This is a genomic window from Pseudomonas sp. CP-1, assembly GCF_021213715.1.
Lineage (GTDB): Bacteria > Pseudomonadota > Gammaproteobacteria > Pseudomonadales > Pseudomonadaceae > Pseudomonas > Pseudomonas aeruginosa.
Genome location: NZ_JAJQKY010000004.1, coordinates 54,874 through 69,267, shown reverse-complemented (window position 1 = coordinate 69,267; position 14,394 = coordinate 54,874). Strand labels below are relative to the sequence as shown.

The 14,394-nt window shown below is 65.9% G+C and carries 14 protein-coding genes; 8 read left to right on the top strand and 6 right to left on the bottom strand.

Annotated elements, in window-relative coordinates:
- Window positions 1–13: 13 nt before the first annotated feature.
- From LT948_RS09710 to LT948_RS09700, 3 genes are all read right to left on the bottom strand, one after another.
- The gene (locus LT948_RS09710) at window positions 14–763 is read right to left on the bottom strand and encodes a DUF899 domain-containing protein (RefSeq protein ID WP_003107663.1); all 750 of its coding nucleotides are present in this window, start codon (window positions 761–763) and stop codon (window positions 14–16) included.
- Between the two features lie 174 nt (window positions 764–937).
- Window positions 938–1,288: a YciI family protein gene (locus LT948_RS09705; protein WP_003082795.1), complete on the bottom strand. Its 351-nt coding sequence runs from the start codon at window positions 1,286–1,288 to the stop codon at window positions 938–940.
- A gap of 182 nt (window positions 1,289–1,470) precedes the next feature.
- Entirely contained in the window at window positions 1,471–1,809 is a 339-nt protein-coding gene (locus LT948_RS09700; protein WP_003112384.1) for a hypothetical protein, read from the bottom strand.
- A gap of 434 nt (window positions 1,810–2,243) precedes the next feature.
- On the opposite strand from LT948_RS09700, the gene LT948_RS09695 reads away from it, so the two are divergent.
- Complete coding sequence (locus tag LT948_RS09695) at window positions 2,244–2,936, top strand: helix-turn-helix transcriptional regulator (RefSeq protein WP_014603097.1); 693 nt, start codon at window positions 2,244–2,246, stop codon at window positions 2,934–2,936.
- Between the two features lie 65 nt (window positions 2,937–3,001).
- Window positions 3,002–4,567 carry an aminotransferase class I/II-fold pyridoxal phosphate-dependent enzyme gene (locus LT948_RS09690; RefSeq protein ID WP_034005206.1) on the top strand — a complete coding sequence of 522 codons (1,566 nt, stop codon included), beginning with the start codon at window positions 3,002–3,004 and terminating at the stop codon, window positions 4,565–4,567.
- 10 nt (window positions 4,568–4,577) lie between these two features.
- Here LT948_RS09690 and LT948_RS09685 read toward each other — a convergent pair whose 3' ends face one another.
- From LT948_RS09685 to pagP, 3 genes are all read right to left on the bottom strand, one after another.
- Entirely contained in the window at window positions 4,578–6,167 is a 1,590-nt protein-coding gene (locus tag LT948_RS09685; RefSeq protein WP_003133393.1) for a RimK family alpha-L-glutamate ligase, read from the bottom strand.
- 183 nt (window positions 6,168–6,350) lie between these two features.
- The gene (locus tag LT948_RS09680; RefSeq protein WP_003082773.1) at window positions 6,351–7,145 is read right to left on the bottom strand and encodes an SDR family NAD(P)-dependent oxidoreductase; all 795 of its coding nucleotides are present in this window, start codon (window positions 7,143–7,145) and stop codon (window positions 6,351–6,353) included.
- Between the two features lie 95 nt (window positions 7,146–7,240).
- On the bottom strand, window positions 7,241–7,699 hold the full coding sequence (gene pagP, locus LT948_RS09675) for a palmitoyltransferase PagP (protein ID WP_003082771.1): 459 nt from the start codon (window positions 7,697–7,699) through the stop codon (window positions 7,241–7,243).
- Window positions 7,700–8,150: 451 nt separating this feature from the next.
- On the opposite strand from pagP, the gene LT948_RS09670 reads away from it, so the two are divergent.
- The 6 genes from LT948_RS09670 to LT948_RS09645 all read left to right on the top strand — a co-directional run bounded on the left by LT948_RS09670 (window position 8,151) and on the right by LT948_RS09645 (window position 14,329).
- Entirely contained in the window at window positions 8,151–9,059 is a 909-nt protein-coding gene (locus LT948_RS09670; protein WP_003140367.1) for a glutamate/aspartate ABC transporter substrate-binding protein, read from the top strand.
- A gap of 202 nt (window positions 9,060–9,261) precedes the next feature.
- Window positions 9,262–10,008: an amino acid ABC transporter permease gene (locus LT948_RS09665; RefSeq protein ID WP_003082767.1), complete on the top strand. Its 747-nt coding sequence runs from the start codon at window positions 9,262–9,264 to the stop codon at window positions 10,006–10,008.
- Window positions 10,005–10,673, top strand: a complete 669-nt coding sequence (locus tag LT948_RS09660; protein ID WP_003082765.1) for an amino acid ABC transporter permease — start codon at window positions 10,005–10,007, stop codon at window positions 10,671–10,673. Before LT948_RS09665 ends, LT948_RS09660 begins: the two co-directional genes overlap by 4 nt.
- Entirely contained in the window at window positions 10,670–11,404 is a 735-nt protein-coding gene (locus tag LT948_RS09655) for an amino acid ABC transporter ATP-binding protein (RefSeq protein ID WP_003082761.1), read from the top strand. Before LT948_RS09660 ends, LT948_RS09655 begins: the two co-directional genes overlap by 4 nt.
- Window positions 11,405–11,481: 77 nt before the next feature.
- The gene (gene ggt / locus LT948_RS09650; RefSeq protein WP_003086881.1) at window positions 11,482–13,155 is read left to right on the top strand and encodes a gamma-glutamyltransferase; all 1,674 of its coding nucleotides are present in this window, start codon (window positions 11,482–11,484) and stop codon (window positions 13,153–13,155) included.
- An 85-nt stretch (window positions 13,156–13,240) separates the two neighbouring features.
- The gene (locus LT948_RS09645) at window positions 13,241–14,329 is read left to right on the top strand and encodes an asparaginase (protein WP_003109247.1); all 1,089 of its coding nucleotides are present in this window, start codon (window positions 13,241–13,243) and stop codon (window positions 14,327–14,329) included.
- Window positions 14,330–14,394 lie beyond the last annotated feature (65 nt).

The following is a 14,394-nucleotide window of genomic DNA, read 5'->3' as shown; positions in this document are numbered from 1 at the left end:
TCGCCGTGCTCCCTCAATGGCTGGCCTGCGCGTGGCAGCAGGCGCTTTTCGGCGCCTCGTCGTAGCGGTCGTGGTGACGCAGCCAGTCCATGATCGCGTCCTCGTTGCGCCCCTTGGGCGTCAGGTCGAGGAAGTTGTAGGTGGTGAGCAGGATGTCGAGGCCGCGCGCATAGGCCGAATAGGTGTGGAACACCTCGCCCGCCGGATTGCGCAGGAACACGCTGGCACCCGGCATTTCCTCGCCGGCGTCGGGGGTCGGCTGGTAGTTGTAGTCGACGCTGCCGGCGGCCAGTTGCGCCTTGTCGAAGGACACCCCGAAGTCACGGTTGAAATCGCTGCCGTACGAGGAGTACCAGTCGAAACGCCAGCCCATGCGCCGGCGGAACGCCTGGAACTCCTCCAGGGGCGCGCGCGATACCGCCACCAGGCTGACGTCGTGGTGCGCCAGGTGCCGGTTGGCGCCGTCGATGTGGTCGGCGAGGAACGAACAGCCGACGCAGCCTTCGCTCCAGCCCGGCGCGAACATGAAGTGGTAGACGATTAGCTGGCTATTGCCGCCGAACAACTCGGCCAGCGAACGCTCGCCGCGCTCGCCCTGGAAGCGGTAGTCCTTGTCCACCCTGACCCAGGGCAGTTCGCGTCGTTCGGCGGCGACCTGGTCGCGCAGGCGGGTGAGTTGCTTTTCCCGCGCCAGCAGACGGCGACGGGCGTCCAGCCATTGTTCCCGGTTGCTCACCGGGTGGTCCTGCAAAGAAGGATTCATTGCCGATTCTCCACGGAAATTCTCGGTTTTCCAGCCTGCCCGGGGTCGTTCCGCCAGCGGCGCCGGCGCCCGGTCGCCAGGGCGAAGCCGGCCAGCGAAGCGCCGCCGGCGCACAGCAGGGACAGGGATGCGATGCACAGGGGGCACATGCTTCACCTCCGGCGCCGGGCGCCCTCACTCCCATTCCTTGACCGGTCGCACTTCGACGCAGCCGAGCCGTCCCGGCGGAATCTTCGCGGCGATCTGCAGGGCCTGGTTGAGGTCGCGCGCCTCGATCAGGTAGAAACCGCCGAGTTGCTCCTTGGTCTCGGCGAACGGCCCGTCGGTCATCGCCAGCCGCCCGCCCTGGTGGCGCAGGGTGGTGGCGGTCTGCACCGACTGCAGGGCGTGCGAGGCGATGTAGTGGCCGGCCTTGCCCAACTGGTCGGAGTAGGTCATGCACTCGTCGACGATGGCGGCAAGCTCCTCGGCCGGCACGGCGGCCAGCTTCGCTTCGTCGAAATAGATCAGGCAGAGGTATTTCATGGCGGTGGGCTCCTGGTGCGGATCGACGATCCGTTCGTTCGGTAGTCGCCCGGCGAGGGCGCCTTTCGACAGCGGCGGGGAAAAAAGCCCGCGGCGCGGACGAACGGTCGGCGCTCGCCGTGGAACGCCGCCGACCGCAGCACAAGCCTAGACCCGCCCGGCCACCGGGCGCGGGCCGTCGGTCAGGGCTGGCGCGGTGCGTAGGGATTCAGGCGGGGATCGCGCAGCGGGCTTTCCCGGGTCGGCCCGGGATCGTCCTGGCGCAGGCGGAGACTGCCGTTGCCGATCTTCAAGCCGTCCTTGGTCGTCGCCTCCCCGTCGGCGCTGGCCGCGTCGCTGCCCGGCAGGTCCGGCTCGGCGGCCTCCGGTTGCGGCTGTGGCGCGCTGCCCATGGGCAACGGCGCGACCGGCGGCGCGGCGGGCAAGGCTGCCGGCAGCTCGTCCGGCAGGGGCGCGGCGAGGGTCGGTTGGCCCAGGCCGGCGAGCACCATGGCCAGGAGCAGGAAAAGCACACGCGACATGACAAAGCCTCGATAGGCCTCGGGACTTCCACCATAGCCGCGCAACGGCCCCGGCGAGCGAAGTACGGACCAGCGGCATCGCGCATTGGAAAAAGGGAATTCCTGGAATTGTTCGATAGGACCCTGGCCACCTCCGTCAGCTGTCAATCGACTTTTCGAACAACGCGCCCGCCCCCTATTAGAACAGCGCAAAAAAACTCGATCAAAAGTACAGCCTGAGCATGAGGTCGCGGATATAACCTGAAATCGAATTGCGCCCCGGCGTAGTTGCTCCGGTAACACTTCGCAGACGCAGGAGTCGAACGCCACCGAAAAGAAGATAGCACTTGCCAGAGAAACTTCCGCAGGACCCAACGAACATCCCGGCACGCACTCGCCTCGCCATCTTTCTTCCATTCAAAGACCCGCCCACATGTAAATGAGTGGAGTAGCCAATGACGCTATTGGATATCGAAAAGCTGCTGGACATGACTCACCACATGTCGGTGCACATTCCCATCGAACTGATCATTTCCTGGGAGCAGAGCGAAGAGGCCTGGAGTGTGAAAGACAACTGTCTCAACTTCGTCTATGTCAATCGTCGCTATACCGAACTGATCACCCCGCGGTTCGGCCAGAAGAACTCCCTGCTGTCCCCCTTCAGTGCCAGCATCGAAGAGCACGACAAGCTGGTCATCCAGACCGGCAAGCGCATCGAGGCCCTGGCGCTGCTCAGGCCGGACGACCATCCGGCGCCCTGCTGCCTGTACTTCGAGCGCATGCCGCTGTATGACCGGCGCGGCAACCGCATCGGGGTGATCGCCCATGCCAAGACCCTGACCTCGGTCGCCCCGCGCGGCTTCATCGCCACCGACGGCATCGGTACCTTCACCTTCACGCCCCCCTCGGAGTTGTTCACCTCGCGCGAATGGGACGTGATCTACCTGCTGCTTTCCGGTCTCTCGGAAAAAGAAATAGCCGAACAGATCAGCCGCTCCCTGAGTACCGTCAAGTTTCACAAGAGCAACATCTTCCAGAAGGTCGGTTGCAGTTGCATCGGCGCCTTCAAGGCACTCGCCCGGCAAAAGAAGTGGAACTTCTATATCCCGCCGACCTTCGCCAGCGCCAAGTACATCATCAATCACTAGTCGCGCCTCGCGAGAGCCTTCGGCGTGCCGGGCGACGCTTTTGCCGGCAAAACCGAGCGGTTCGAATGGACAAGGACAACAGCATGTCTCGAAACAATCCTTCGCGTCATTCAATACTCGTCACTTCCAACATAAACGCGGCCAATGATGCGAATCGTCTTTCCGAGCTTTGTCGACAACTGGAAATACGCGGCTATCGGCTCTTCCAGGCGCCAAGCCGCAAGGTCGCCCTGGATTTTCTCGGCAACGCCGCGCACCCCGCCGGCATCCTCCTGCTCGTCGCGGAGCCGACAGGCGAGAACGAGGCCGCACAATTGTCGGCCCTCGATGAACTCCGCCAGGTCGCGCCGTCCATCCCGCTGTTCCTGTTGTTTCGTCAACTGCGCATCGAGCAGTTGTCCAGCCAGCTACTGGACGAGGTCCAGGGATGCTTCAACCTGGCCGCCGGCCCCGCACGCTTCATCGCCGAGCGCATCGACAGCGACCTGCGCGAATGGCGCGCCCCGGCGGGCCCCAGGCGGCTGCGCGACTATGCCCCGCCGGTCCCGCGCACGCCGGTGAGCGCCCGCTACAACGGCCGCGCACGCCTCGATCTGGCGCCGGCCAAGCAGTGGCGGATCGGCTCGGGGAGCACCGCGGAGCGCCTGGCGACGCCGCTGAACGACCTCTCCACGGCCTACCGCAAGACGTCCGCAGGAGCCCCGGCGGCGCACGCCGGCGACATCGCCGAGGCCTTTCGCCGGGCGCTCTGGGAAGCCGCCGCGCGGCTCGCCAGGGAGGATGGCGATACGTGGTTCTTCGAGATACTGCGGGGCAACCCGGGGCCTGGCATCGAGGCCGGCCGGGAGACGCCGGCGAAGCGCTGGCACGGGCTCGCCGAGACACTCGACAGCAGTCCTCGGCTGGACCCGCTGCGCGTCGCCCTGAGCGCCCCCGGCCTCGATTCGCGCGGTCGCCCGGCCAGCTTCGGAGTACCCGCCGCGGTGGTCTGCCGCTACCTGCGCCGGCACGGCATCGCCCCGTTGCGCACCGGCGACTATCGCTTCCTGCTGCTGTTTCCCCAGGGCGCCAGGGCGGAACACGCGCAGCCGCTGGTGGACAGGCTGTGCGAATTCAAGCGCCGGCACGACGACGATGCGCCGCTGAAGCAGGTGTTGCCGGAGTTGCTCGACAGCTCGCCGCTGTACCGCTACATCGGCCTGCGCGAACTCTGCGCGATGATCCACGAGGCCAGCCTGCGGCTGCACCTGACCGCTCTCGCCGACGCCGCCGCCAGGGCTGCCGGCCACGCCGCGCTGGCGCCGGCCACGGTCTATGGGCACCTGGTCAGGGACGAAACCGAAGCGGTGGCGATCGACAGGCTCGGCGGCCGTGTGGTCGCCAGCCTGGTCGGCGTCCATCCGGCGGCCGCGCCGCTGCTGTTGCCCGGCGAACGGGTGGCCGAGGAATCGCCGGCGCTGATCGACTACCTGCTGGCCTTGCAGGCCTTCGGCGAGCACTTTCCCGGTTTCGCTCCCGAGTTGCAGGGCATCGAGATCGATGAGCGCGGCCGCTACCGGGTCCGTTGCGTCAGGCCGGCCGCCCTCGCCCGCGGCTCCGGCCTGCGCCTGGCCACGCGCCGGCCGGACTGAGGCGCGCCGCTCAGCGCAGCGCCTTGCTCAACTGGCCACGGTGCTTGAGTTCCAGGCGCTGGACGAAGGCCTGGAGGATGCGCCGGTAGAGTTCGTCGCCGAGCTGGCCGTCCTCGATGCCGGCATCGATATTCGGGTTGTCGTTGACCTCGATGACCAGCACCTTGTCGCCGGCCTGCTTCAGGTCCACCCCGTAGAGGCCGTCGCCGATCCGCCCGGCGGCCTCCAGGGCCAGCTCCAGCACCGCCGGCGGCACCTGCTCCAGCGGCACGGCGCGGCACTCGCCGTTGACGTCCTGGCCGTCGGCCTTGTGGTTGTAGATCTGCCAGTGGCCGCGCGACATGAAGTACTGGCAGGCGTACAGCGGTTGGCGGTCGAGCACGCCGATGCGCCAGTCGTACTCGGTGTAGAAGAACTCCTGGGCCAGCAACAGGACCGAGCGCTCGAACAGCTCGCTCGCCGCCGCCAGCAGTTCGCTGTCGTCGTTGACCTTGACCACGCCACGGGAGAAGCAGCCATCGGGAATCTTCAGCACCAGCGGGAAGCCCAGGCGCCGGGCCACCCGCTGCCAGTCCTGCGGGCGTTCCTTGTAGAGGATCTCGGTGAGCGGCATGCCCAGTTGCCGGCAACCGAGCAGGTCGGCCAGGTAGACCTTGTTGGTGCAGCGCAGGATCGATGCCGGGTCGTCCATCACCACCAGGCCTTCGCGCTCGGCCTTCTCGGCGAAGCGATAGGTATGGTGGTCGACCCGGGTGGTCTCGCGGATCAGCAGGGCGTCGAACTCGGCCAGGCGCGCGTAGTCCTTGCGTCCGATCAGTTCGACGTCGATGCCGAGGCTGGCGCCGACCCGTACGAAGTTGGCCAGCGCCTGCGGGTTGGACGGCGGCAGCGCTTCGTCGGGATCGTGCAGGATCGCCATGTCGTAGCGTGCCACCCGCCGCGAACGCGGCATGCGCCAGGCGCGCCGGCTGAAACCGTCGAGGGCATCGGCGAAGACATCCTCCTGGTCGCTGCGCAAGCGGTTCAGCACGCCAGGGCGCACGCCCTCGATATGCCAGCCCTGCTGGCGACGGAACTCCACCAGCAGGATCGGACAGGGAAAGGCTTCGAACAACTGGCGCGCGAGGTCGGCCAGCGGCTCGAACTCGGTATGGCCGAAATACAGGGTCAGGGTGAAGCCGTCGGTGGCGCCATAGGGCGTACGGCACAGCGCCTTGTCCAGGGCCTTGTCGAGGCCACCCAGGGCCAGCCCGTACACCGACTTGCGAGCCAGTTCGCTGATGCAGCGCAGCGACGGGATCACCCGGTGGCCGCGGGCCTCGGCCAGCAGCGAACAGTAGTAGCCGAGGCCGAGGTACTTGTAGCCGCGGCACAGGTTGATCACCTGCACGCGGCGGCCGCCGTGGTCGCGCGCCGATTGCTCGAGGTATTCCTGGGCGGTGAGTACTTCCTCGCTGGGCAGGTAGGAGGCCCAGTCCTCGCGTCGCTCGACGACGATCATCAGGCGGCTGCCGAGGTCGGCGAGAGCCGGCGGCCGGGGTTGCTCGACGGGGGTCATGCGGAGCGACCCGTCGAGGGTAGCTAACGAGGCTGCTGACATGAGTGGCGGTATCCTCTGAATGACGGTACCTGCCGTTCTAGACCTGCCGGCGCCTCCTGTCGCGCCTCGTTACGCAAGCTTTACGAGCGCCGCCGCCAGACGCCGGCGCGGCAACCGGCCAGGGCCGCCGGGTACCGCGCCGCGAGTGCCGAGGAGCATTTTTACGCTGGCGTTGCGCGCTCGTCAGGCCAGGCTGTCGAGCACCCCGCCGTCGACCCGCAGGGCCGCGCCGGTGGTCGCCGAGGCCTGGGTCGAGCAGGTGTAGACCACCAGGTTGGCGACTTCCTCGGGCGTCGCCAGGCGCTGGATGATCGAACTGGAACGGTGCTGCCGGACAAAGGCGGTGCCGGCCTCTTCTATGCTCTGCCCGGCCTTCTGCGCATCCTCGCGAAGCATCTCGGCGACGCCTTCGGTGAGGGTCGGTCCGGGCAGCACCGCATTCACCGTCACCCCGGTGCCGGCCAGGCGCTTGGCCAGGCCGCGCGACACCGAGAGGTTGGCGGTCTTGCTGAAGCCGTAGTGGATCATGTCCGCCGGGATGTTCAACGCCGATTCCGAAGACAGGAACACCACTCGCCCCCAACCCCGCTCGACCATTCCCGGGACGTAGGCGCGGGCCAGGCGTACCCCGGACATCACGTTGACCTCGAAGAAGCGGCTCCACTCGGCGTCCTCGATGTCGAAGAAGTCCTTCAGCTCGAAGATGCCCAGGTTGTTGACCAGGATGTCCGCCTTCGGCTCGGCCGCAACGAAAGCCGCGCAGCCTTCCGCCGTGCCCAGGTCGCCGGCGACGCCGCGTACCCTGGCATCCGGCTGGCCGTTCCGGATCGCCGCGATCGCACGGTCCACCGCCGCCTGGCTGCGTCCGTTGACCACCACGGTGGCGCCGGCGGCGGCGAGGCCGCTGGCGATGGCGAAGCCGATGCCGGCGGTGGAACCGCTGACGATTGCCAGTTTGTCGCTCAGATCGATCTGCATGGGAGTCTCCTGTCGAGTGACGAACCGCTCAGGAACGCGGCTCGGGGAACAGACGACAGCCTAGACCAGCCAGCGTTCCGTGCCCGCCCTGGGCCTCAGAGACGCAGGCCGAGGTTGATCATCGCCGCCGAATTGCCGAGCAGCACCAGCTCGCTGCCCAGCGGGCCGAAGCGAACGCCCACCGAGGGGATGATCGCCGGCGCGACGCCGAAGCGGTTCAGCGGGATCTTGTCGCGGTATTCGCCGCGATAGCCCTGCAACAGGCCGCCGGTGAGCTTCAGGTAGACCGGGTAGCTGTCACTGTCGAAGCGCTTGCCCAGGTAGGCGTAGTTGGAGCGCTGGCTGAACGAGTTGCGGAAGGTCGCGCCGCCGGCCAGCACGCCATCGGCGCGGTTGTATTCGAGGCCGAGCAGGTCCTGGTGATTGTTGTGTTCCGGATCCGGGTTGAAATGCCGGGTGTAGACGCTGGTCTGCAGGTACCAGAAGTCGCCGTCGTCGGCAGCCCAGGCAGGTGCGGCGAGCACGGCCAGCAGGCTCAGGATGAGATAGCGCATGGGGACTCCAGGCGGCCGTCGCCAGGTAAGAAAGGCAAGACGTGACGGCTTGCGCCTCGCAGCGTGAATTCTGCTGAACCCGGCCTGAATCGGGCCTGAACGAAGCCTGAACAATTTCTGAACGAACCGTCAGAAAAACCCGGAATGGCTCAAGAACGGACCTCGGCGAAACGTTCGGAAAACCGAACGCCATGCCCCGAAAATATTCGGAAGAGCGGACGAAAGGCCATTTCGGGGCATTTCCATCCAAATTTAATTTCTTTTACTTTCAAATATTTAGGCTAAAAAAAGCCGGATTTCATAAGCTGGCATGCATCCTGCCACTACACTGTTCGGCAAGCACGATACTCTCGTGGCTTCCCCCGCCGGGGAAAACCGCGAAACACCCTGTCCCGGAGAGGCCAGGCGCTCGCGGCTCAATAAAAATCAAAACAAGTCGAGGAAGAAATTCATGCGTATCGCTCCCAGTCTGCTGAGCACCGCCATCGTGGCCGCTCTGTTGTCCGCTCCGGTCGTCGCTGACGAGCTCACCGGCACGCTGAAGAAGATCAAGGACACCGGCACCATCACCCTCGGTCACCGTGACGCTTCGATTCCCTTCTCCTACCTCGGCACCGAGCCGGGCAAGCCGATCGGCTACTCCCACGACCTGCAACTGAAAGTGGTCGAGGCGGTGAAGAAGGAACTCAACCTCCCCGACCTGAAGGTCCGCTATAACCTGGTCACCTCGCAGACCCGCATCCCGCTGGTGCAGAACGGCACCGTGGACATCGAGTGCGGCTCTACCACCAACAACGAAGAGCGCCAGAAGCAGGTCGACTTCTCCGTCGGCATCTTCGAGGTCGGCACCCGCCTGCTGTCGAAGAAGACCGCCAACATCAAGGACTTCGACGACCTCAAGGGCAAGAACGTGGTGACCACCGCCGGCACCACCTCCGAGCGCCTGCTCAAGGCCATGAACGCGGACAAGAAGATGGGCATGAACATCATCTCCGCCAAGGACCACGGCGAGTCCTTCATGATGCTCGAGTCCGGCCGCGCGGTGGCCTTCATGATGGACGACGCGCTGCTCTACGGCGAAATGGCCAAGGCCAAGAAGCCGGACGACTGGGTCGTCGGCGGCACCCCGCAGTCCTTCGAGATCTACGGCTGCATGGTGCGCAAGGGCGACGCGGCGTTCAAGAAAGTGGTCGACAAGGCCATCACCGATACCTACGCCTCCGGCGAGGTCAACAAGATCTACGACAAGTGGTTCACCCAGCCGATCCCGCCGAAGGGCCTGAACCTCAACTTCCCCATGAGCGAAGAGCTGAAGAAGCTGATCGCCAGCCCGACCGACAAGGCCGCCGAGCAGATGTAACGAGCGCCAGGCGTTCCTCCCGGAGCGCCAGCGCTTCGCGCGTCGTCCCCGCCTCGCGGCGGGGCCTCGGGGACGCGGGAGGGGCCTGCCCCTCCCCAGCCGTCTCCCCCGGAAGAGCAGCGCCGCCGGCCCGCACGGCCGCGCCGGCGCCTGCCTTCCCCGCCAGTGTCTGCAACCGATTGAACCGAGGGGAAACCCCAACATGAATTACAACTGGGACTGGGGCGTGTTCTTCAAGTCCACCGGGATCGGCAGCGAAACCTACCTCGACTGGTACATCGCCGGTCTGGGCTGGACCATCGCCATCGCCCTGGTCGGCTGGATCATCGCCCTGGCGCTGGGCTCGCTGCTCGGCGTCATGCGCACCGTGCCGAACCGCCTGGTATCGGGGATCGCCACCGCCTACGTGGAAATCTTCCGCAACGTGCCGCTGCTGGTGCAGCTGTTCATCTGGTACTTCCTGGTACCCGACCTGCTGCCTGAGGGCCTGCAGACCTGGTTCAAGCAGGACCTCAACCCGACTACCTCGGCCTACCTCAGCGTGGTCGTCTGCCTCGGCCTGTTCACCGCCGCGCGGGTCTGCGAGCAGGTGCGCACCGGCATCCAGGCGCTGCCCTACGGGCAGACCTCGGCGGCCCGTGCGATGGGCTTCCGCCTGCCGCAGATCTACCGCCACGTGCTGCTGCCGCAGGCCTTCCGGATCATCATCCCGCCGCTGACCTCGGAGTTCCTCAACATCTTCAAGAACTCCTCGGTGGCGTCGCTGATCGGCCTGATGGAGCTGCTGGCGCAGACCAAGCAGACTGCCGAGTTCTCCGCCAACCTGTTCGAGGCCTTCACCCTGGCCACGCTGATCTACTTCACGCTGAACATGAGCCTGATGCTGATCATGCGCCTGGTGGAGAGAAAGGTCGCCGTACCGGGCCTGATCTCCGTAGGAGGTAAATGATGGACTTCAGTGGAATCGTTCCCGCCCTGCCGAGCCTCTGGGAAGGCATGCTGATGACCCTCAAGCTGATGGTCCTCGGCGTCCTCGGCGGCGTCGCGCTGGGTACCGTGCTGGCGCTGATGCGGCTGTCGCACAGCAAGTTGCTGTCGAACATCGCCGGCTTCTACGTCAACTACTTCCGCTCGATCCCGCTGCTGCTGGTGATCACCTGGTTCTACTTCGCGGTGCCCTTCATCCTGCGCTGGATCACTGGCGAGGACACCCCGGTGGGGGCGTTCACCTCCTGCCTGGTGGCCTTCATGATGTTCGAGGCGGCCTACTACTGCGAGATCGTCCGCGCCGGCATCCAGGCCATCCCGAAAGGCCAGATGGGCGCCGCCCAGGCACTGGGCATGACCTACGGGCAGACCATGCGCCTGGTGATCCTGCCGCAGGCGTTCCGCAAGATGACCCCGCTGCTGCTGCAACAGAGCATCATCCTGTTCCAGGACACCTCGCTGGTCTATACCGTCGGCCTGATGGACTTCCTCAATTCGGCCCGTTCGCGCGGCGACATCATCGGCCAGGCCAACGAGTTCCTGATTTTCGCCGGCCTGGTCTACTTCGTCGTAAGCTTCACCGCCTCGTTCGCCGTCAAACGTCTGCAGAAAAGGTTAACCGTATGATTTCCATCAAGAATGTCAGCAAGTGGTATGGCGACTTCCAGGTCCTGACCGACTGCTCCACCGAGGTTGCGAAAGGCGAAGTGGTGGTGGTCTGCGGGCCGTCCGGCTCGGGCAAGTCGACCCTGATCAAGTGCGTCAACGCACTGGAACCCTTCCAGAAGGGCGACATCGTCGTCGACGGCACCTCCATCGCCGATCCGAAGACCAACCTGCCCAAGCTGCGCTCGCGGGTCGGCATGGTGTTCCAGCATTTCGAGCTGTTCCCCCACCTGAGCATCACCGAGAACCTGACCATCGCGCAGATCAAGGTGCTCGGCCGCAGCAAGGAAGAAGCCACCAAGAAGGGCCTGGCCCTGCTCGAGCGCGTCGGTCTCAAGGAGCACGCGCACAAGCACCCCGGCCAGCTCTCCGGCGGCCAGCAGCAGCGCGTGGCGATCGCCCGCGCGCTGGCGATGGACCCGGTGGTGATGCTGTTCGACGAGCCGACCTCGGCGCTCGACCCGGAAATGGTCAACGAAGTGCTCGACGTGATGGTCCAGCTGGCCCACGAAGGCATGACCATGATGTGCGTGACCCACGAGATGGGCTTCGCGCGCAAGGTCGCCAACCGGGTGATCTTCATGGACCGCGGGCAGATCGTGGAAGACTGCGAGAAGGAGGAGTTCTTCGGCGACGTCAGCGCCCGCTCCGAACGCGCCCAGCAGTTCCTCGCCAAGATCCTCCCGCACTGATGTACCCGCCCTCGCCGGCCCGCCCGGCGGGGGCCTGCTCTACCCTCGCCTGCGATAACAATAAATAGGGAAAGCCCATGCAACCTGTGCTCTTCAGAACCCTGTCCCTCGGCGTCGCCATTGCCGCCGCATCCTCCTCGGCCTTCGCCGCCACGCTCGACGGCGGCGCCGTCGCCGCGCCCGACGAGTACGGCGCCAAGGTCGCCGCGCAGATCCTCAAGGCCGGCGGCAACGCGGTGGACGCCGCGGTGGCCACCGCCTTCACCCTGGCGGTCACCTACCCCGAGGCCGGCAACATCGGCGGCGGCGGCTTCATGACCCTGTACATGGACGGCAAGCCGTACTTCCTCGACTACCGCGAGGTGGCGCCGAAGGCCGCGAGCAAGACCATGTACCTGGACGACAAGGGCGAGGTGATCGAGAACCTCAGCCTGGTCGGCGCCAAGGCCGCCGGCGTGCCGGGCACCGTGATGGGCCTCTGGGAAGCCCACAAGCGTTTCGGCAAGCTGCCCTGGAGCGAGCTGCTGACCCCGGCCATCGGCTACGCGCAAAAGGGCTTCAAGGTCGCCGACAAGCAGTTCCAGTACCGCCAGGACGCCGTCGCGCTGTTCAACGGCAAGACCAACTTCGGCGACTACTTCGGCCACATGAAGGCCGGCGAGGCGTTCCTCCAGCCGGACCTGGCGAAGACCCTGGAGCGTATCGCCGACAAGGGCCCGGACGAGTTCTACAAAGGCCATACCGCCGACCTGCTGGTGGCACAGATGCAGCAGGACAAGGGACTGATCACCCACCAGGACCTCGCCGACTACAAGGTCAGGTGGCGCGAACCGATGCGCGTCGACTGGCAGGGCAACACGCTCTATACCGCGCCGCTGCCAAGCTCCGGCGGGATCGCCCTGGCCCAGTTGCTGGGCATCAAGGAAAACCGTGCCGCCGACTTCAAGGGCGTCGAGCTGAATTCCGCGCGCTACATCCACCTGCTGGCGGAGATCGAGAAACGCGTGTTCGCCGACCGCGCCGACTACCTCGGCGATCCGGACTTCTCCAAGGTCCCGGTGGCGCGCCTGACCGATCCGGCATACCTGAAGCAGCGTGCCGCCGAGGTCAACCCGACGGCGATCTCGCCGACCGAGAAGGTCCGTCCCGGCCTGGAACCGCACCAGACCACGCACTTCTCCATCGTCGACGCCGACGGCAACGCGGTGAGCAACACCTACACCCTCAACTGGGACTTCGGCAGCGGCGTGGTGGTCAAGGGCGCCGGCTTCCTGCTCAACGACGAGATGGACGACTTCAGCGCCAAACCGGGCGTGGCCAACGCCTTCGGCGTGGTCGGCAGCGACGCCAACGCCATCGAGCCGGGCAAGCGCATGCTCTCCTCGATGAGCCCGAGCATCGTCACCCGCGACGGCAAGGTCAGCCTGGTGGTCGGCACGCCCGGCGGCTCGCGGATCTTCACCTCGATCTTCCAGGTGCTGAACAACATCTACGACTTCCACCTGCCGCTGGAGAAGGCCGTGGCCGCGCAGCGCGTGCACCACCAGTTGCTGCCCAAGGACACGATCTACTACGACGCCTACGCGCCGCTCGCCGGCAAGGTCGCCGAGGAACTGAAGGCGATGGGCTACACCCTGGAGGACCAGGGCTGGAACATGGGCGATATCCAGGCCATCCGCGTCGACGGCAAGGCCCTGGAGACCGCCTCCGATCCCCGTGGCCGCGGCGTCGGCCTGGTGGTGAAACCCTGACAGGACGGCGGGCGGCCGACGCCGCCCGCGCCTGATTGCGTGCAACGACGATAACCCTACCAACCTACCGACACGAGATATCGCCATGAAGCCATTGCTCCACGCGTTCGCCCCCGGTGTTATGGCCCTGATGCTCCTGCTGCCGCAGGCCGCCCAGGCCAAGGAAGTCGCACCGCAACAGAAACTGTCCAACGTGGTCATCCTGGCCACCGGCGGTACCATCGCCGGCGCCGGCGCCAGCGCCGCCAACAGCGCCACCTACACCGCCGCCAAGGTGCCGGTCGACCAGTTGCTGGCCAGCGTGCCGCAGCTCAAGGACATCGCCAACGTCCGCGGCCAACAGGTGTTCCAGATCGCCTCGGAAAGCTTCACCAACGAGAACCTGCTGGAACTGGGCAAGACCGTCGCCAAGCTGGCCGATAGCGACGACGTCGACGGCATCGTGATCACCCACGGTACCGACACCCTGGAAGAGACCGCCTACTTCCTGACCCTGGTCGAGCACACCGAGAAGCCCATCGTGGTGGTCGGCTCGATGCGCCCGGGCACCGCGATGTCCGCCGACGGCATGCTCAACCTGTACAACGCCGTGGCGGTGGCCGGCGACAAGTCGGCGCGCGGCAAGGGCGTGCTGATCACCATGAACGACGAGATCCTCTCCGGCCGCGACGCGAGCAAGATGGTCAACATCAAGACCGAAGCGTTCAAGAGCCCGTGGGGCCCGCTGGGCATGGTGGTCGAAGGCAAGAGCTACTGGTTCCGCGCACCGGTGAAGCGGCACACGGTGAACTCCGAGTTCGACATCAAGCAGATCTCCGCGCTGGCTCCGGTGGAAATCGCCTACAGCTACGGCAACGTCAGCGACACCGCCTACAAGGCCCTGGCCCAGGCCGGCGCCAAGGCGATCATCCATGCCGGCACCGGCAACGGCTCGGTGCCCGCGCGCGTGGTGCCGACCCTGCAGGAACTGCGCAAGCAGGGCGTGCAGATCATCCGCTCCTCGCACGTCAATGCCGGCGGCTTCGTCCTGCGCAACGCCGAGCAGCCGGACGACAAGAACGACTGGATCGTCGCCCACGACCTGAACCCGCAGAAGGCGCGCATCCTGGCCGCGGTCGCGATGACCAAGACCCAGGACAGCAAGGAGCTGCAACGGATCTTCTGGGAATACTGAGTGAACCCTTCCGGCGCCGCCTGCCGGCCGTGCCGGAAAACCGCCCGCTCCGCCGCCCATCGTGG